This is a genomic window from Sorangium sp. So ce385 (assembly GCF_051474135.1).
GTDB lineage: Bacteria > Myxococcota_A > Polyangia > Polyangiales > Polyangiaceae > Sorangium > Sorangium cellulosum_D.
Window position 1 is genome coordinate 2,904,114 of record NZ_CP150337.1, and the last position, 16,962, is coordinate 2,921,075.

The 16,962-nt window shown below is 72.8% G+C and carries 19 protein-coding genes; 10 read left to right on the forward strand and 9 right to left on the reverse strand.

Annotation, left to right across the window (positions count from 1 at the left end; genetic code table 11):
- Positions 1 to 88: 88 nt before the first annotated feature.
- Both WME83_RS10840 and WME83_RS10845 read left to right on the forward strand, forming a co-directional pair.
- The gene (locus tag WME83_RS10840; protein ID WP_437319200.1) at positions 89 to 619 is read left to right on the forward strand and encodes a hypothetical protein; all 531 of its coding nucleotides are present in this window, start codon (positions 89 to 91) and stop codon (positions 617 to 619) included.
- A 33-nt stretch (positions 620 to 652) separates the two neighbouring features.
- Entirely contained in the window at positions 653 to 1,687 is a 1,035-nt protein-coding gene (locus tag WME83_RS10845; RefSeq protein WP_437319201.1) for a peptidyl-prolyl cis-trans isomerase, read from the forward strand.
- Positions 1,688 to 1,756: 69 nt separating this feature from the next.
- On the opposite strand, the gene WME83_RS10850 is transcribed toward WME83_RS10845, so the two are convergent.
- Positions 1,757 to 2,563 (reverse strand): hypothetical protein, encoded by an 807-nt coding sequence (locus WME83_RS10850; protein WP_437319202.1) that lies wholly within the window; start codon positions 2,561 to 2,563, stop codon positions 1,757 to 1,759.
- Between the two features lie 325 nt (positions 2,564 to 2,888).
- Complete coding sequence (locus WME83_RS10855) at positions 2,889 to 3,518, reverse strand: hypothetical protein (RefSeq protein ID WP_437319203.1); 630 nt, start codon at positions 3,516 to 3,518, stop codon at positions 2,889 to 2,891.
- Between the two features lie 173 nt (positions 3,519 to 3,691).
- Here WME83_RS10855 and WME83_RS10860 point away from each other — a divergent pair, with 173 nt between their 5' ends.
- Genes WME83_RS10860 through WME83_RS10870 form a run of 3 tightly spaced genes read left to right on the forward strand, consistent with a single transcriptional unit; the run spans position 3,692 to position 5,252 of the window.
- Positions 3,692 to 3,985 (forward strand): 4a-hydroxytetrahydrobiopterin dehydratase, encoded by a 294-nt coding sequence (locus WME83_RS10860; protein WP_437319204.1) that lies wholly within the window; start codon positions 3,692 to 3,694, stop codon positions 3,983 to 3,985.
- A gap of 26 nt (positions 3,986 to 4,011) precedes the next feature.
- Complete coding sequence (rnc, locus tag WME83_RS10865; protein WP_437319205.1) at positions 4,012 to 4,836, forward strand: ribonuclease III; 825 nt, start codon at positions 4,012 to 4,014, stop codon at positions 4,834 to 4,836.
- Positions 4,833 to 5,252, forward strand: a complete 420-nt coding sequence (locus tag WME83_RS10870) for a hypothetical protein (RefSeq protein ID WP_437319206.1) — start codon at positions 4,833 to 4,835, stop codon at positions 5,250 to 5,252. The genes rnc and WME83_RS10870 overlap by 4 nt, the downstream gene beginning before the upstream one ends.
- Positions 5,253 to 5,291: 39 nt before the next feature.
- Here WME83_RS10870 and WME83_RS10875 read toward each other — a convergent pair whose 3' ends face one another.
- Positions 5,292 to 6,353: a hypothetical protein gene (locus WME83_RS10875; protein WP_437319207.1), complete on the reverse strand. Its 1,062-nt coding sequence runs from the start codon at positions 6,351 to 6,353 to the stop codon at positions 5,292 to 5,294.
- Between the two features lie 285 nt (positions 6,354 to 6,638).
- Between WME83_RS10875 and WME83_RS10880 the strand changes: the two genes are divergently transcribed.
- Positions 6,639 to 7,157 carry a tRNA (cytidine(34)-2'-O)-methyltransferase gene (locus WME83_RS10880; RefSeq protein ID WP_044987962.1) on the forward strand — a complete coding sequence of 173 codons (519 nt, stop codon included), beginning with the start codon at positions 6,639 to 6,641 and terminating at the stop codon, positions 7,155 to 7,157.
- Between the two features lie 91 nt (positions 7,158 to 7,248).
- Positions 7,249 to 7,764 (forward strand): hypothetical protein, encoded by a 516-nt coding sequence (locus WME83_RS10885; protein ID WP_437319208.1) that lies wholly within the window; start codon positions 7,249 to 7,251, stop codon positions 7,762 to 7,764.
- Between the two features lie 141 nt (positions 7,765 to 7,905).
- Here WME83_RS10885 and WME83_RS10890 read toward each other — a convergent pair whose 3' ends face one another.
- The 3 genes from WME83_RS10890 to WME83_RS10900 form a co-directional block, all read right to left on the reverse strand.
- Positions 7,906 to 8,412, reverse strand: a complete 507-nt coding sequence (locus WME83_RS10890) for a CarD family transcriptional regulator (RefSeq protein WP_012234339.1) — start codon at positions 8,410 to 8,412, stop codon at positions 7,906 to 7,908.
- Positions 8,413 to 9,035: 623 nt separating this feature from the next.
- The gene (locus tag WME83_RS10895; protein ID WP_437319209.1) at positions 9,036 to 9,971 is read right to left on the reverse strand and encodes a Ppx/GppA phosphatase family protein; all 936 of its coding nucleotides are present in this window, start codon (positions 9,969 to 9,971) and stop codon (positions 9,036 to 9,038) included.
- Between the two features lie 10 nt (positions 9,972 to 9,981).
- The gene (locus tag WME83_RS10900; RefSeq protein ID WP_437319210.1) at positions 9,982 to 10,806 is read right to left on the reverse strand and encodes an OmpA family protein; all 825 of its coding nucleotides are present in this window, start codon (positions 10,804 to 10,806) and stop codon (positions 9,982 to 9,984) included.
- A 477-nt stretch (positions 10,807 to 11,283) separates the two neighbouring features.
- Here WME83_RS10900 and WME83_RS10905 point away from each other — a divergent pair, with 477 nt between their 5' ends.
- Positions 11,284 to 11,664, forward strand: coding sequence for a histone H1 (locus WME83_RS10905; protein WP_437319211.1), 381 nt, complete (start codon positions 11,284 to 11,286; stop codon positions 11,662 to 11,664).
- Between the two features lie 427 nt (positions 11,665 to 12,091).
- Here WME83_RS10905 and WME83_RS10910 read toward each other — a convergent pair whose 3' ends face one another.
- Entirely contained in the window at positions 12,092 to 13,702 is a 1,611-nt protein-coding gene (locus WME83_RS10910) for a hypothetical protein (RefSeq protein WP_437319212.1), read from the reverse strand.
- Positions 13,703 to 13,730: 28 nt separating this feature from the next.
- On the reverse strand, positions 13,731 to 14,408 hold the full coding sequence (locus WME83_RS10915) for an AgmX/PglI C-terminal domain-containing protein (RefSeq protein ID WP_437319213.1): 678 nt from the start codon (positions 14,406 to 14,408) through the stop codon (positions 13,731 to 13,733).
- A gap of 114 nt (positions 14,409 to 14,522) precedes the next feature.
- Between WME83_RS10915 and WME83_RS10920 the strand changes: the two genes are divergently transcribed.
- A complete protein-coding gene (locus WME83_RS10920; protein WP_437319214.1) occupies positions 14,523 to 14,999 on the forward strand; it encodes a hypothetical protein in 477 nt (158 codons plus the stop codon).
- 58 nt (positions 15,000 to 15,057) lie between these two features.
- On the opposite strand, the gene WME83_RS10925 is transcribed toward WME83_RS10920, so the two are convergent.
- Positions 15,058 to 15,759, reverse strand: coding sequence for an HNH endonuclease (locus tag WME83_RS10925; protein ID WP_437319215.1), 702 nt, complete (start codon positions 15,757 to 15,759; stop codon positions 15,058 to 15,060).
- 299 nt (positions 15,760 to 16,058) lie between these two features.
- On the opposite strand from WME83_RS10925, the gene WME83_RS10930 reads away from it, so the two are divergent.
- Positions 16,059 to 16,955 (forward strand): 3'-5' exonuclease, encoded by an 897-nt coding sequence (locus WME83_RS10930; protein WP_437319216.1) that lies wholly within the window; start codon positions 16,059 to 16,061, stop codon positions 16,953 to 16,955.
- Positions 16,956 to 16,962 lie beyond the last annotated feature (7 nt).

Sequence of the window (16,962 nt, forward strand, 5' to 3'; positions counted from 1 at the left end):
GGATGAGCTGTTTATACTGCGGGGACAGCAACAAGATGTGCCGGGGAATACCGGCTCCTCGAGCGCCGCTGTGCTCCAGCCGAGGATCGTGAAGACGAAGAGCTCGCCGGCCGCCAGGGCCGGATCCACCAAAGCGCCCCGTCCTGCCAAGCGGGACGGCGATGCGCAGAACCGCCGGGGAAGCCCGGATGCGGTCGAGAAGCGCCGGGCGGCGCGCCGGTTCAACGAGCTGCTCCTGGGCGGCGGCGGCCGCGCCGGCGACGGCCGCACCGAGCGCCGGCGTCGGCGCCTGCTCGCCGAGCTGGCCGAGGGCGTCGCGCGCCGCGGCAAGCGCGCGCTCAAGCCGATCGACGTCCTGTCGCGGGTCGAGGAGCTCCTCGAGCTCGGCGAGCCGCTCGCCTCGATCCGCAAAGCGTACCCGCCGCCGCCCCCGGTCGAGGTGACGGCCGAGCTCGTCGAGGGCCTGCGGCACCTCCACCGCGCGTATGGTTTCTCCGCGGACGTGTACCGGTTCGTCGGGCTCGACGCGCACGCCCTGCGGAAGGCGGGGGTGCTGCGGGGCGGCGAGCGCGGAGAGCAGGGCGCGTCCGCCGAGGCCGCGCGCCGCGGCGCGGCTTGACCTTGCCCGCCCGCGCGGGGATAACCCGCTCCGATGCGCGCGAGAACGGTGAAGCTCTCCCTCGCCGCGGCCGCCGTGGCGTCCGTGTGCGCGGCGTCGACCGGCCTGTCGCTCCGCGCCGAGGCGCAGACGCCGGCCGGCGGCGCGGCGGACGCGGTGGTGGCGCGCGTCGGCGACCGGGTGATCACGGCGCCGGAGGTCGAGCGCAGGCTCGCGCAGATCCCGCCGTTCCAGCTCCAGAGCTTCGGGCGCACCCCGGACGAGATCCGGAGGAACTTCGTGAGCCAGGTCCTCGTGCGCGAGCAGCTGCTCGCCCAGGGGGCCGCCGCGCAGAAGCTCACCGAGCGCGCCGACGTGCAGGATCGCGTCCGCAGCGTCCTGCGCGCCGCGCTGCTGCAGCGGCTCCAGGCGGAGGCGGCGGCGAGCTCCCCGGTGACGGACGAGGAGGTCCGCGCCTACTACGAGGCCCACCGCGACAAGTTCAGCTCCCCGGCGATGGTCGCGCTCTGGCGCATCCTCGTCGCGACGCGCGAGGAGGCCGAGGCGATCCTGGCGGAGCTCAAGAAGGACCCGTCGCCCCAGCGCTTCAAGGACCTCGCGCGCGAGAGGTCGCTCGACAAGGCGACCAGCATGCGCGGCGGCGATCTCGGCTTCGTGGCGCCTGACGGCGCCACGTCCGAGCCCGGGCTGAAGGTCGCCCCGGGGCTGCTGGAGGCCGCCGCCCGGGTGAAGGACGCGGAGCTCGTGCCCGAGCCGGTGCCGGAGGGCGATCGCTTCGCCGTGCTGTGGCGGCGCCAGAGCCGGCGGCCCGTGAGCCGCTCGCTGGAGCAGGAGGCGCCGTCCATCCGTCAGATCCTCGCGCACGGCAAGGCCGAGGCGCAGGTGAAGCAGCTCCTCGAGCGCCTGCGGGCGCAGGACGTGTCGGGCTACGCGCCCGAGCTCGTCGACCTCATCGACGTCACCTCGACGGGCGATCTGCAGCCGCTGAAGCGCCCGGGCACCCTGGCGAGCAGCCGCCGCCCGGGCGCGCCCCCGCCATCGCCCGTGCCGCGCAACGACATGCGCTGACGCACGGCGACCGGACGCGGAGCGCGGCGCCTACGCCATCGCATCGCCGCGATCGATCGAGGGCGAGGGTCAGCTGAGGGCGACGGCGAGCGCGATGGCGGCGAGGCCGGAGGCGATGGTGAGCGCGAGCGCGGCGTGGCTGCCGGCGCGTCGGGCGCGCTCGGCCGCGCCGGGGTGGAGCGCGTAGACCCCGAGGAGCAGCGCCGTGGAGGCCCTGCCCGGCACCCGGAGCGAGGCCGACAGGAGCTGCTCGGCGCCCTTGACGCCGCCGGTGACGAGCATGACGAGCGCGCCCAGCGGGCCGGCCATGAGGTCCCAGCCGCACGCGTAGAGCCCGAAGCGGATCGCGCGCCGCCGCTCGGGCCGCGCTCCCTGGCGGCGCGCGCCGAGGTCGAGCGCGGCGCCGTGCAAGGTGTGCGCGAGCACCATCCACACGGTGAGCCCCGGGACGCCGAACGCGAGCCACTGGAGGGCGCTCTCGCGCGCGGCCGGGTTCCGGGCGAGCTCCAGCGTCAGGCCCGGCAGCGCCAGCGCGGCGACGGGCAGGAGCGCGACGATCATCGAGAGGATCGCCAGCGTCTCCGCCAGCAGGGCGAACCGCATGGCCGCCGAGATCGCGCCGTCGGGGATCGCCGCGAAGAACGTTTCGGCCCCGAGCGTGGTCGCCTTGGAGGTGGCCCAGAGCCGCGACCAGACGCCGTCGATCGTCCGCTCCCAGGGGATGATCGCGACGACCCCCGAGCCCTCGTCGGTCGCCGCGGCGCACCCGGCGCAATCGGGCTGGCCGCAGCACGCGCAGAGCACCGCCGCGGGGACGTCGAACACCTCGTCGTCCCGCGAGAGCTCACGGCGTACGCTGGCAGATTTCTTGGCCATTGCGCACCTTCGAGGAGCGGACGGAGGCCACTCCCATCAAGGTTACGTCGCACGAGCTGGCCTGTCGACCCGAGACGCCCCCCGGGCGCGCGCTCGTCGTCGTCCTCGTCCTTCCCGCCCGCTTCCCGTCCGCTTCCCGTCCGCTTCCCGTCCACGCCTCCGCATGCGCGCCCGGCGCGCGAGCCTCCCGGGTCCCGACGCGCGATCCTCACCGGTCTCACCGGTACCCTCGCGGCGCGGGATCAGCGCTGCGCTCGGAGCGGAGAGCGCCACGATGCCGGAGATCGGCCATCGTTTCCTGCGCCACGCGCCATGCGCCACGCGCTCAGTGCAGCACCTCGTCGCCCCGTCGCCGCTGTCCCGTGGGGAGGTCGTCGATCCTTCCCCCGAAGAACGCCGCGGTCGCCAGCGCGAGGAGCGCGATCGCCCCGGTCGCGTAGAGCCCGTATCCCCACGTGAAGCGGACCGGACGGAGCAGCGTGCTGGCCGGCGTGAACAGCAGGCGCATCGCGACGGTGGTGAGGGCGACCGCGGCGAGGAAGGCGACGGCCACGCGGGCGCCGCGCATCTTGTGGATCGAGCGCCGCGTCAGCACGAGCGGGATCATCACGAAGAACGCGACCGCGGGGGCCCACATCCACCCGAGCCTGCGCGCGAGCCCGAAGCCGCTGAGGTCGCGGAGCTCCGGGGCCGTCTCGTGGACCCACGGCGCGAAGAACGCCGCGAGGCCGAGGACCGCGAGCGCGAGCAGGGCCCCCCTGCCTCGCCCGGCGTAGGTCCACGGGAGCGGCTCCAAGTGCGGCGGGAGCGGCTCGTCGGGGTCGTCGTGGAGCGCCTCGTACGAGGGAGGGAGCTTCGAGAGCGCCTCCAGCCGGAGGCCGCAGGCGGGGCAGGTGGGCGCCTCGTTGGCCTCGAACATCTCCCGGCAGAAGGGGCAGGCGTAAAGCCCGGTCATCGCGGCGGGAGGTATAGCGCACAGCGGCCGAGCGCGCGGCGAGCGGCGGCCGAGCGCGCGGCGGACGGCGCGCGGTGGTCGAGCGCCGCGCGCGGCGACCAGCGGACGGCGCGCGCGGCGAGGTCCGCATTCGGGGTTCCACCGAGGCGGGGCTTAGCTCATAGTTGCGCCCCATGGGCAAGCGTGATCGGCTCTCGGGCGAGGAGATCGCCGGGTTCGTCGCTGCTCACCCGGGCTGGGTGCAGGCGGGCGAGCGGCTTGAGCGGAGCTACTCGTTCCCGGATTACGGGGCCAGCGTGGGCTTCGTGATGCGGGTCGCCCTGCTTGCCGAGCGGCGCGACCATCACCCCGACATCGAGCTGTCGTGGGGCAGGGTGCGGGTCGCGTGGTCCACGCATGACGCTGGCGGTCTGACGGCGCTCGACCTGGAGCTGGCCGAGCTGACCGACCGCCTGAGCACGGGCTGACTCCGCGCGTGGGCAAGGTGCTGGCGATGCTCCCGAGCGAGCTGCTGCGACGTCTGGATCTGGGGCTGGAGGGGGAGCTGCCGCACCTCGAGGAGGCGCTGACGCACCCGAGCTTCTCGAACGAGCAGCGGGGCGGCCGGCGCGTGGACAACCAGCGCCTCGAGTTCCTGGGGGACGCCGTGCTCGGGCTCTGCGTGACGGAGCTCTTGATGGAGCGGTTTCCGGGGGCGCGCGAGGGGGAGCTCTCGATGATGCGCTCGGCGCTGGTCAACACGGACGCGCTCGCGGCGTGGGCGCGGGGCATCGAGCTCGGCGCGGCGCTCCGGGTCGGGCGCGGCGCGGAGGTCGCCGGGGAGCGCGACCAGACGAACGTGCTCGCCGACGCGGCCGAGGCGCTCGTCGCGGCCCTCTACCTCGACCGCGGCTTCGAGAGCGCGCGCGCGCTGAGCCGGAAAATCGTCGCGAGCCCGCTCGCCCAGCTCGCGAGCGGCAGCATGCTCGGGCGCGACGCGAAGAGCGAGCTGCAGGAGCGCGTGCAGGCGCGCGGCGCGGCGTCGCCGCGCTACCGGCTGATGGGCACGGAGGGGCCGGACCACGACCGCGCGTTCCTCGTCGCCGTGGAGGTCGATGGCCAGGTCATCGGCACCGGCCGGGGCCGGTCGAAGAAGCTCGCGGAGCAGGCGGCCGCGCGCGCCGCGCTGGTGGCGTGCGCCGCGCCGGAGCCCAGGGCCGCATCCGATGAACGAGCGCCCGCCGAGGCCGCGGGAGGCGCGCCCGAGGGCGCAGGGGCCCCGCCAGCCGGCGGGATCTCCCCCGAGCAATCCGTGAACGACCGAGGACCCAGCCGATGATCCGTCACCTGTTTCTTGCCTTCACCTTCGCGCTCTGCTCGCTCTTCGTCGCGCTGCCGGCCTGGGCCGGGAGCTACCTGGACAGGGCGAGCCTGCTCCTCGAGGAGGCGCGCAGGGAAGGCGACATGCTGCTGCCGCGCACCCATGACAAGGAGCTCATCATGGTGGTGCACGCGCTCGCCGAGGCGCGCGCGCAGGTGGCGCGCAAGATGGAGTGCCCTGCCTCCGTCTCCAGGGCGCACCCGCACCTCCTGCTCGTGCTCGAGAACAGCGAGCGCGCCGCCGACGCGGCCGCTCAGGGCAACTTCAAGAAGTTCATGGAGCACCTGACCGTGGCGCGGAACGAGGATCGCGCGTTCCGGGCGCTCCTCGCCGAGCTCGGCTACGCGCTGCCCGATCTGAGCTCGAAGCGCTGAGGGGCTGCGGCCGCGCCGGGCGTCCCGGCGCGGCGCGCTTCAGAACACGGCGCCGAGATCGAGCGCCAGGGTCCACTGCGACCCGAGCCCGGCGAACTTGTTCTCGCCGTTGATCTCGTGCTTCGAGCCCTGGTTTGCGTCCTCGGGGCTCACGACGTCGGTGACGAAGTGCGCGCCGAACTTGACCATCTGGAACCGCAGCTGCGCGCCGAAGTGGAGCCGGTGGCGCGTCATGCGCACGGCGTCGAACACGACGGTGTTGTTGAAGTCGGCCTGGGAGCCGCCGTCGCACACCGGCTGGCCGTCGTGGGGGAGCGTCTCGCCGTTCGAGCCCGCCACGGGGTTCGCGGGCGAGTTCAGCCCGCGGAAGTTGCAGTAGCTCACGGCGTCGGTGTTCGGGGTGAGATCGATCAGCCCCGAGTCGCCGAAGATGTGGATCCACTGGTAGCCGGCGTACGGGGTGACGACCACAGTGCCGCCGATCGGCAGAGGCTTCGAGATCTGCGCGTCGAAGCCGGCGACCGTCAGCTGGAACTCCTCGCTCCCGGTGACCGTCCGGACGCTGCCGCCGACGGCGAACTCCGGGAAGATCGCGGGGATCCCTCGGCGGAACCCCTCGAACAACGCCCAGCGCACGTCGGCGCCGCCGCTTACGAGGCTGGTGTTGGCGAGGAACCCGACCGCGCCGGTCAGCTCGAACCCGAACGGAAAGCCCTTGCGCACCTTGAGGGAGTAGTGCTGCAGGAACGAGTCCGGGCTCCGGTTCTCGATCGAGGACTGTCCGCTCGCCGGATCCGGCGGCCCCTGCGTGCCGCGCTTCCAGTAGTCCGCCTCGCTGTCAATCTTCGTGTAGTCGGCCTCGATGCCGATCTCGAACCCGCCGTAGCCCGTGGTCCGCGCCGAGTGCATCGCCGAGGGCGCCACCGCGAAGCCGTACTGCGCGATGAGCTTCGCGAACGCCGCGTCGTCGGTCAGGCAGCGCTCGTAGCCCGACGCGGGGTTGTAATAGACGCCGCCGTCCGGCCCTCGGACGCTGCAGGGCGCGGCGGCACCGGCGCTCGAAGCCCGGTCGCGCACGAGCCGCGCGAGCGCCGGGTCCATGGAGTCCGCAGCCGCCAGCGAGGACGACGCCACCCCTGCGAGGGCAATAGCCGATGCGATCCAGCACGATGCGCGCATTCCGTGTCTCCGAGGCGGGAGGCTACGTGTCCGCTCGTACAGCCGTCAAGCGGACAGAGGCGCCTCGGACGGTTCCGATCGCGTTTTGCGCGCGGCGCGTGGGCCGGCACCCGGCGAGGCGGCGGCGGCGGTGAGGGTGAGCCTGCCCGCGCGCGATCCCTCCGCTCGGGGCTTGCGGCGCGCGGGCGCGTCGCGGAAAGAGAGGGCGTGCTCAAAGATGGTCGCCCCCGGCTCCGCGCGGCGCCGCTCGATCCGCCGTTCCGGATCGTGCTGGTGGAGCCGGAGATCCCGCAGAACACAGGCAACATCGCGCGGCTCGCGGCTGCGACGCAGAGCCCCTTGCACCTGCTCGGGAGGCTGGGGTTCCGCATCGACGAGCGGAGCGTCCGCCGCGCGGGGCTCGACTACTGGCACCTGGTCACGCTCGAGCAGCACCTTGACATCGCCCACTTCCGCCACCGGCACCCGAACGCGCGGCTGCGCCTGTTCAGCGCCGTGGCGCAGCGGAGCTACCTCGACGCGGACTTCCGGCCGGGCGACGCCCTCGTCTTCGGCAAGGAGAGCGTGGGCCTCGATCCCGATCTCCTCGCCCGCATGCCCGACGACGTGTTCGGCATTCCCACGCTGGGCCCCGTGCGTTCCCTCAACCTGGCCAACGCGGTGTCCATCGTCCTCTACGAGGCGCTCCGCCAGGTGGGCGCGCTCGCGGGCGCCGCGCCGGGGTGAAGCCGCGAGCCGCAGCGAGCGCGCGGCTTCACCCCGCGCGGGGGCGCGCGCGGTGGACGCCGGCGGGGCATCGTTCTAAGGGACGGGGCCGATGATCGCGCACCGGCAGCACGCACGGCACGGCGGCGGAGGGGCGGCCGCGCGCCTCGCTCGGGCCGGCGTGGCCGTCGCGCTCTCGGTCGCGGCGCTCGCCTCCGCCGGGTGCAGCAGGCGGCCTCCGAACGGCACGCCCGACGGCGCCGTCCGGGAGCTCGTCGTCCGTCTGCGGCAGCTCCACGGCGATCCGGCGGACGCCAAGGCCGCCTTCGAGCTCCTGTCCCGGCGCGCTCGGGACAACCTGGCCGCGCGCGCGCAGCGCTACAGCGCGGCGACCGGCAAGGCGATCGCGCCCGAGGCGATGATCACGCCGTCCCGCTTCCTCCTGCGCTTCGAGCCGCAGCGGTACGTCGCCCAGATCGCCGGCGCCCACGCCCTGGTGGACGTCGCCGGCCTGCTCCCGGGCGAGCGCGCCCAGATCCCTTGCGTCTACGAGGATGCGGGGTGGCGCGTCGATCTCGCGCTGCCCCCGCTCCCGCCCGTCCAGAAGCGGCCGGGCAGCGATCTCTGAGCGCGCTCGACCGGGCCGGCGCGGGCCGCGGCGCGCTGCCCGGCCCCCGGCGCGGGATTTCCGGCCCACAAAAGCCCGGAGGCCGGCAGTGCCGGCCTCCATCGGCAGCGGCCACATGGCCGCTAGCCATGAGGGTTCGCCTCAGTTGGCGAGAAAGATCGCCTCGATCTCGGTCTTCACCTGCTCTTCCGTCTGGCCCCGGGCGATCGCGATCTCCTTGACGATCAGCGTCCGGGCGGTGTCGAGCATGCGGCGCTCACCGAACGAGAGTTGCTTGTCCGTCTTCAGGCGGTAGAGGTCGCGGAGCACCTCCGCGACGTCGTAAATCGACCCGGTCTTGATCTTGTCCATGAAACCGCGGTAGCGGCGGTTCCAGGTCTGATTGTCGAACGCGATGGTGCGCTCGCGGAGGATGTCGAAGATTTCCCGGATTTCCTGCTCAGAGATGACCTGGCGAAGGCCGACCGCGCTCGCGTTGCTGACAGGGACCATGATCTTGCGATCCGTGTCCAAGATGCGGAGAACATAGAATCGCTGGCGATTCCCAGCGATGTCCTTCTCCTCGATGTTGACAACCTCGGCAACGCCTTGGGCCGGGTAGACGGCTTTGTCGCCCACCTTGAACTGGATCTCCGAACGAGCCTGCATATCGTCTCCTTTGCCTTCCACCCCGCCGTCTCTTTATTTTTTCGTCTGCCTCCCGAAATCCTCTTCGGGAAGCGGCCGTTGAACATGCGGTTGAACCTGGACCCGCAGAACCGACAGACACCGTCGCGCATTCCTAGAAAAGAGCCGTGAGCCGCCTCTCGAGACCGCTGTGCGAGAAGCAGACGCGCGAGCACCACCGCCATGACCTTCGAGAGGTCGGTGCTCCGGCGTGCACAGTGAAATCTTGAGCAGCGGCGGTAGAAGCGGACGGTTCCGGGCGGAAGGGATTGAAGTTGGGGGAACGGCCCTTTCGAACAAGGGCCAGTTTGCGCCAGGCGCGCGCACTCTAGTGAGCCGGCCTAAATACGTCAACGAAAATCCCCGTAGCTGACCCATCGTGGCGAGATCATTCTGGTTTTTCTCTCGGGATCCGGCGGGGTCACAGTGTGCACCGATGGGGCATCCGGGTGGATGCACGCTGGCTCACGCCCCCTAGTCTAGGGCAGAGCGGGCGTCTCCGGGAGAGGTGGCGGACCTGACCGGGGTGGGATGGGTCGAAAAATCTGGCAGCCACAACGGTACCTACCGCTGTGGCCGTCCGTACCTCGGACGCGCCGGGGGGCTCAGGCGGCGCAGAGCCGCTCGGCCAGTCCCCAACGGACGCCGCGATCCGAGGTGACGAGATCCACGGGCGCTCCGGCGAGCCGCGAGGCCCACGCCAGGATCTCCTCGATGAGCACGCTGCCCGCCACGATGACGTCGGCGCGCGCCGGATCCAGGGCGGGCAGCTGCCTGCGCTCGGCGAGCGGCAGGGCGGCGAGGCGGGAGGTGGTGGCCACGATCTCCGCCCCGGATAGCCGCGCGCCGTGCACGCGGGCGCCGTCGTAGGGCGCGACGCCGCGGACGAGCGCGGCGAGGGTCGTCACCGTCCCCGCGACGCCGACCAGGGTGGGCGCCGCGAGCAGGCGCACGGACGGGACCGTCGCCAGGGCGGCCCGGCAGTCCGCGCGGACCGCCTCGAGCTCCTCCGCGGCCGGCGGATCCGCGCGGATGTGGCGCTCGGTCAGCCGGACGCTCCCGACGTCGAGGCTCACCGCCCGCTCCACCGCGCCACCGATGCCGCCGACGATGATCTCCGTACTGCCTCCGCCCACGTCGAACACGACTCTGGGGCCCTCGGCCGGCAGGTCGAGCCCCGTCAGCGCGCCGGCGTACGTGAGCTCCGCCTCCTCCGGCCCGGAGATCACGCGGGGCGCGACGCCGAGGAGCTCGCGGGCGCGGGCGATGAACTCCTCCCCGCCGGCGGCGTCGCGCATCGCGCTGGTCCCGACGGCGTCCACGCGCTCCACCCCCAGGGACCTGAGCTCCTCGCCGTAACGGGCGAGGCAGGCGAGCGTGCGCTCGACGGCCTCGGGCGCGAGCGCGCGCGCCGCGTCGACCCCCTGGCCGAGCCGGGTGATGGTCGCGCGCTCGACGAGCGCCACGAGCTCACCCCCGCGGCGCTCGGCGATGAGAAGGAGGACCGAGTTGGTCCCGATGTCGATGGCCGCGACGCTCATGCGGGAGACCTCACTGGGTGAGCGTCTTCAGGTCGAGCATCTCCTCGACGTTCGGCAGCACCACGAGCTCGCAGCGCCGGTTGGCCTGCTTGTTCTCCGGGGTGTCGTTCGGCTTCACCGGGTCGGTGTCGCCGTAGCCGGAGGCGCTCCACTTCTCGGGCTTGAGGCCGCCGCCGCCCTTGTCCTGGGGCTGGAGCAGGAATGCCAGCACCTCGCGGGCGCGCATGACGCTGAGCCCCCAGTTGTCCTTGAAGCGGCCGCCGGCGAGCGGGGCGTTGTCCGTGTGCCCGGCGACCTGGAAGGAGCGCGACGACAGCCCGGCGTCGTTCCGGATGACCTCGGCCACCTTGAGCAGGATGTCCTGGCCCTCCTTCTTGAGCGTCTCCCGGCCGGAGTCGAAGAGGACGTCGCCGGGCAGCTGGATGACCATCCGGTTGTTGCGGACGGTCACGTTGAGCCCGAGCTTCGTGAGGGCCTGGAGCTTCTCCCGCAGGACCTCGAAGCGCTTCTTGATGTCCTCGAGCTGCTGGGCGCGGCGGCGGAAGTCCTCGAGCGCCCGGGCCTGCTGCTCGAGGTTCGCGTTCAGGTTGGAGATGTCGACGCCCGCGGCCTTGAGCTGGGACTTGAGCTGCTCGATCCGGGCCGCCGCCTCGTCGAGCTCGCTCTTGGCTTTCTTGTTCTGCGCCTGCTCGGCGCTCAGCTGGGTCTTCAGGCCCTCGATCTCGCGGACCTTCGCCTGCATCTCCTCCTCCGAGTAGCCGCACCCGAGCGGCCCAGAGCCGGCGAGGAGCGTTGCGCCCAGGAGCAACCACGACGTCGAGCGACGAACCAACATACCTTTCCTCCTAGAGCCGCGCGGCGCTCGGCCATCCGGGGCGCCGCGCAGGCGGCGCGACCGTAGCGAGGCGAATGGCGCCGCACAAGGCTCTCTAGAGCCTGCGCAACGCTGGTGCTCCGTGCGACCATGAGCTCTCCGGCGCCGTTCGCCGCGCCGCGCGGGCGCGCGATCGCCAGGGAGGAGCGCGGAGGGCCAAGACAGACATTCGAGCGGTTGTCAACGAAAATCCGGTGTCCAGTGCGGTCTGGTTGTTTTCGCCACGGCCTGATCTGGCGTTTACCCTCGCAACGCTTGCGGACCAGTTTGCCTGGAACACACGGGATACATCAGTTTAGGGCCTGCAAGATTTTCCTTGACCATCACCATGCGTGGCAATATACGTCGTGCAACATCTGTTGCCTCGGTCAGGAGTTTGTAGCGGCGAGGACGTTGGGCGATGTCCGCCGTGCCGGGGCGAATGCAGGAGGATTTCCAATGGCTGCTAAGAAGACCGCGAAGAAGCCTGCGAAGAAGGTGACGAAGTCGGCCAAGAAGCCGGCCGCCGCGAAGGCCGGGAAGGTCGCGAAGAAGCCGGCGCGGAAGGCAGCGAAGAAGGCCGCCCCGAAGCGCGCCGCCGCCAAGAAGACCCCGAAGCGCGCGGCCGCGAAGAAGCCCGCCGCCAAGAAGGCCGCTCCGAAGCGCAAGGCGAAGGCGGCTGGCAAGCGCGCCGCCGCGCCGAAGAAGGCGGCCGCGCCCCGCGGCGGACGCGCCGCCGGGAAGCGCGCGCCGGCCAAGGGCGCGAGCACCCGCGGCGCGCGCAAGAGCACGCCGGCCCCGGCCCCCGCGAGCACCGGGCCGTCCGACGAGTCGGAATAAGGCGCAGAAGGCGCGCCTCGCGTTTCTCTACAGCTCGAGGCGCCGCGAGCGGGCCGGCCGGCCGCGACGAGACAATCCGTCTTATAAGACGTCCGGGGGGTGAGGACGCCGCAGCGACGGCGCGCTGAGCCAGGCCGGGCGCGCGGGTGGACGAGGTCCCCGCGACGGTGCCCAGGGCCGCGGCGACCGGCATCGGCGCGACGCGCAGCTCGCTGCCGCGCCATGCGGCGCGGCGCTGGAGCTGCGTGCGGCGCGCGTGCATCCCGATCGGCGTGGAGGGCGGAGAGGCCTGCCGGCGCCGCAGGTGGCGGGCGAGCTCCCGGCGGTGGAGCGGCGGCGCGGCGCGCCGGGGGCGCTCGCCGGGAGATCGCGGCGGCGCGGCGTCGAGGGCGCTCGCCGGGCGGTCGTCAGGCGCGCGCCCGAGCGATCAGGCGCGCTCGCCGAGGTAGAGCCGGAGGGCGCGCGCCGCGCCCTTGCGATCGAACGGGACGCCGACGAGGTCCTCGCGCTTCGAGATCTGCTCGAAGAGCTTCACCAGGAACTCGGAGAACGCCTCGCACTCGCGGATGGCGGCGTCGAGCCGCTGGGGATCGAGCAGGTCGCTCTCCTCGAGCGCCGTCATCGCCGCGACGAACGCGTCGACGCGGGGGTAGTCGCCCACCCGGAGCAGCGGGTAGCCCATCGCCCGGAAGTACGAGAGGAACTCGCGGACGAACGCGAAGCTCGCGATGCCCGTCCACCGATCGGGCGCCGGCCCGGTGTTGCGCGCCTTGCTCGCGAACGCGCGGGCGATCTGGGCGAACATCCACACGTCGCGCCGGAGGCGATCGCTCGTCGCCCGCCGCGCCGCCTGGTCGTCGAAGACGCGGCCCTCCTCGAGCTTCGCGCCGAGCGACCTGCCGAGGAACAGGATCGCGTTCTGCAGCGCGGGGCGGAGGCCGTGCGCGACGGCGCGGAGGCGGACGCGGTACTCGGATTCGCTCACCAGCGCGTCGGCGGGCGGAAGATCGTGCTCGAAGGCGCGGCGCATCTCGAGCCGCAGGTTCGCCGCGAGCCCGGTCAGCGCGGCCTTCGTGGAGAGCAGGCGGTGCCCCTCGGCGGCGAGCTCGTCGTGGCGCGCGACGATGTCGCTCGCGGGCACGCGCAGGAGATCGCGCTCGAAGCTGTCCGCGAGCAGCGCGCCAGCGCGGCGCCGGAGGTAGTTCGAGAGCGCGCGGGCGTCGCTGCGCAGGACCGCGAGCACGAGGTACCCGCGCCCGGCGACGCGGTGATCCGAGTGATCGAGCGCGATCGCGTCGAGCAGCCGGAGGTACCGGAGCATCCGGAACAGCGCGAGGAACGTGAGCGCCACGAGTCGGTGCGCCTGCTCGCCGGGCACGCGGTGGATCAGCTCGAGCACCTGCGTGGAGGCGATGCGATCGAACTCCGGGCGAAACTCGAGCGCGTGGAGCGGGTTGAAGAACGTGCTCTGCGCGATCTCGCGCATCGCCGTCGCGAGGTGGGCGTAGAAGAGCCTGAAGTTGACCCGCGGCAGCCGGAGCAGCCCGCCCGCGACCTCGATGAGGTTCGTGAACCCGTGCCGCAGCACGAAGAGGCTGGACTCGGGCGACTCCTGCGCCATCGTCGCGTGCAGGAGGCGCGTGCGCGCGGTGTCCTCCGGCAGCACCGTCTCGAGGTAGCGCTGGAAGACGAAGGCGCGATCGCGATCGCCGAGCATGGCGCGCGTCAGCTGGACGACGCGCGCCATGCCGTCGCGCGCGTGCTGGAGGTGCTCACGGAAGTCGTGGCTGACGATGGTCTGGCGCCGGCCCGCGCCGGGGTGGTTCCGCGGGTTCGCGAAGCAGGCGACGCCCTTGAGGAGGATCTCGAGCTCGAAGAGCGTCTCGTCCTTCTTGTCGGCGGCGAGGCGCGCGAACCACGCCTCGCGGGCCTGCTGCTGCTCGCGCCTCAGGCCGCGCGTGTCGCGGAGCAGCTCGGCGTAGGCGTTGCGGCCGGGGTAGCCCGAGCCGCGCAGGATCCCCGAAGCGTCGCTCGACACTGACGTGCTCCTCCCCGGCGGCGCGCTGCTAGTAGTTGCGCCGCTTGAAATCGAAGGGGTAGGTCAGCACGGTCTCCTTGCCGCTCGGCGAGCGCGCCCAGGTGATCGACTTCGCGAGCTCCGCCATGCACGACTCGATCTGCGGCGCGGTCACGTCGCTCTTGTCGCGCACGATGCTCGCCTCCTCGAAGGTGCCGTCGGGCTTCAGCTTGAGCTGCCACGTGATCCTGCCCTGCGCGCCCGGGTGCTTGCGGGCGTAGAGATCGAAGCAGCAGCGGAAGCCGTCGCGCCTCGCCTTGATCGCGTCGACGAGCGGCTGCAAGCGGTCGCTCGAGCCCGCGTCGGCGGAGGTCATCGCGTTGTTCATCACGACCCCGCCGTCGGGCGGATCGTTCGTGATCTCGGAGGCGATCACCTTGCAGTCCTCGACCGTCTCGGGCGCCTTCTTGCGCGCCGCGGGTTTGTCCGGCTGCGCCGGCGCGGCGGCCGCGCCCGGGTCGGCGGCGCCCGGGGCTGCGGCGCCCGGCTCGGCGGCGGCCGGCTCGGCGGCGGCGGCGGGCGGCTGCGACTCGGGCGGAGGCGATGCGCCGAGCGGCGCGCTGTCCGGCGGCGAGGGCGGAGCGGTGCCGCTCGAGCAGGCCGCGAACAGGGTCGCGGCGAGGAGGACTCCGGTGAACACGGCGCTGGCAGTGGCGCAGGGACGCATGGCGCGCATACTAATCGCTCCGGATGAGCGGAAGCGAGGCGCCTTGTGTTTTTCGCCCCGCGCGCCGTGGTCCGAGCTCTCTTTAGCGGCTGCTTACGGCTGCTTACGGCTGCCTTGAAGATTCCGCTGTCATTCATCGCAGGCGCCGCCCTCGCGGTCCTCGCGCCGGCCGGCTGCGATCCCGTCGCCGAGCCAGAGCTGTGCGGGGAGATCCCCCAGGGAGGGTGCCCGGTCGGGCGAGGAGGCAGCTGCGACGACGCCGCTTGCCGCGCCCTCTACGATTGCCTGGACGGCGCCTGGACCGAGGTCGCGCGGTGCGATCGGCCCGGTGAGCCCGCGCTGGACGCGGGCGCAGGCGGCGGAGACGCAGGCGCGGGCGGCGGGTGCGAGGCCGTGACGCTCGACCACGCCGGCGAGGCGCAGGGCTGCGCGCCCGCGCTGCAGCTGCCGGACTGCCCGGCGGAGGCCGCCGAGACCTGCGCGGACGCCGCGTGCCGGACCGGCTGCATCGATTTCTTCCTCTGCGCCGAGGAGGGGTGGAGAGGGGTCGCCTACTGCGACGACCAGGGGCGCGTCGTCGTGATGCCGTGAACGCTCCCGCCGTCGGCGCCCTCCTCCGTCGGCCGGCGCGGCGCCGGGGCGAGGGCCGTCAGCCGGCCTTGAGGAAGGGGCTCCACTCGTCGAACGAGTGCGGCAAGCCGAGCAGGATCTGCATGGTCGCCGACCAGCGCGGCGGCACCGGCTGGCGGATGAGCCGCATGCTGGCCTCGTCCGGCGTGCGCCAGCCCTTGCGGAGGTTGCACGTGCGGCAGGCGGTCACGAGGTTCTCCCAGGAGTCCTCGCCGCCGCGCGACCGCGGGAGCACGTGGTCGATGTTGAGATCGCGGACGGGCGGGCGGCGCGCGCAGTACTGGCACTGGTGCGCGTCGCGCAGCATCACGTTCTTGCGCGTGAGCCGGATCGTCGGGCGCCGCATGCGCTCGTAGCGGCGGAGGTGCAGGACGCGCGGCACGCGGAGCGAGCCGCCGACCACGGGGAGGCCGTCGTCCTTGTCTCGCACCGGCAGCCGCCGCCAGGCCGAGAAATCGTGGAGCTCGCCGAGCTCGTCGATGGCGAGGGCGGCGCCGCCGAAGAGCAGCAGGAAAGCGCGGCGCGCCGTCGTGATCTGCACAGGCTGGAAGAAGCGGTTCACCACGAGGACGGGAAGATCGAGCGGCTCGGTCCTGCGCTCGCGGCGAAACCCCGAAGACTCGTCGCCGAGATCGAGCTCCTCGTGAGGAGAGCCCCCCGGGACTGTAGCTACCCCGTCCGGCACGCTGAGGAGTGTAGCAACGAAAGCCCCCTTGAACATCCGGTGCTGCAGCGCGGAAATTCTGCTGGAACGCCGCCGTCGCGGAGGGCCGCGCGCGGGGCCCACCCCGGGGCCGTCGCCTGGAGACCGCGCCCGGTCCGCGGAGGCGCGGGGGCCGTCCTCAGGCAGGGCCCGCGGCCCGCGCGAGGCCAGGTGGCCGGCGCCCGAGCATCGCGGGCCGGGGGCGTCGCCCCGCGCCGCGGACCGCTTTCGGTCGGGCGCCGGTTTCGGTAAGACGCCTCCATGCCGAGGGACGGTCGCCTCCTGGGTCGAGCCGCCGGGGTGGGGAAGCAGGTCGGATGACGGAGCAGCGCGAAGGAGCGGAGCCAGAGCGAACGGCCGGCGCGGAGCCCCCCGCCGGCTCGCCGTGGGACGACCCGATCGAGCGCGCGCCGCTCGTGTTCCTCGATCTCGAGATGACGGGCCTGCGCCCCGAGAGCGACCGCGTGATCGAGATCTGCGCCGAGCGGGTGCGGGGAGACACGTGCGAGGACGCGATCACGTCGCTCGTGAGGCCCGAGCCGGGCGTGTTCGGCAACGCGCACGTGCACGGCATCGATCCGCAGGAGCTCGCGGGCGCGCCCACGTTCGCCGAGCTCTGCGATCGCATCGATCAGGTGACGGAGGGCGCGGTGCTCGTCGCCCACGCGGCCGCGTGGGACGTCGCGTTCCTGGAGGCGGAGCTCGCGCGGGCGGGGAAGGCGAGGCGCGTGCCGTACTACCTCGACACGCTCGTCCTCTCCCGCCGGGCCTTCGCCCTGCCGAGCCACAGCCTCGCCTCCCTCTGCCGGGAGCTCGGCGTGCACCGCGAGCGCGCCCACCGCGCCGAGGACGACGTGCACGCCCTGCGCGCCGTGTTCCGCAAGGTGCTGGAGGTCCTCGCCCCGCGCACGCCGCGCGACCTGTGGCACGTCCGGATCGGCGAGCGCCACGCGCGCCCGGAGCTGGTCGCCGCGGCCGTGCGCGCGGCCGAGCATGCCGTCACGGTGCGGGTGCGGTACCGGCCGGCGCGCCGCGGGCCGGAGGAGCTCGTCGTACGGGTGACGGGGGTGCGAACGGACCTCGACCCACCCCGGGTTCTCGGCTATCTGCTCCCGTCGCGCAGCCGCCGCGAGCTACGGGCCGATCGCATCCTGGCGATCGAGCCGATTTCGTCGGGAGAAATCGGCCCGGACGGCGCGCCGCAAAAGGCCTGAGATCCAC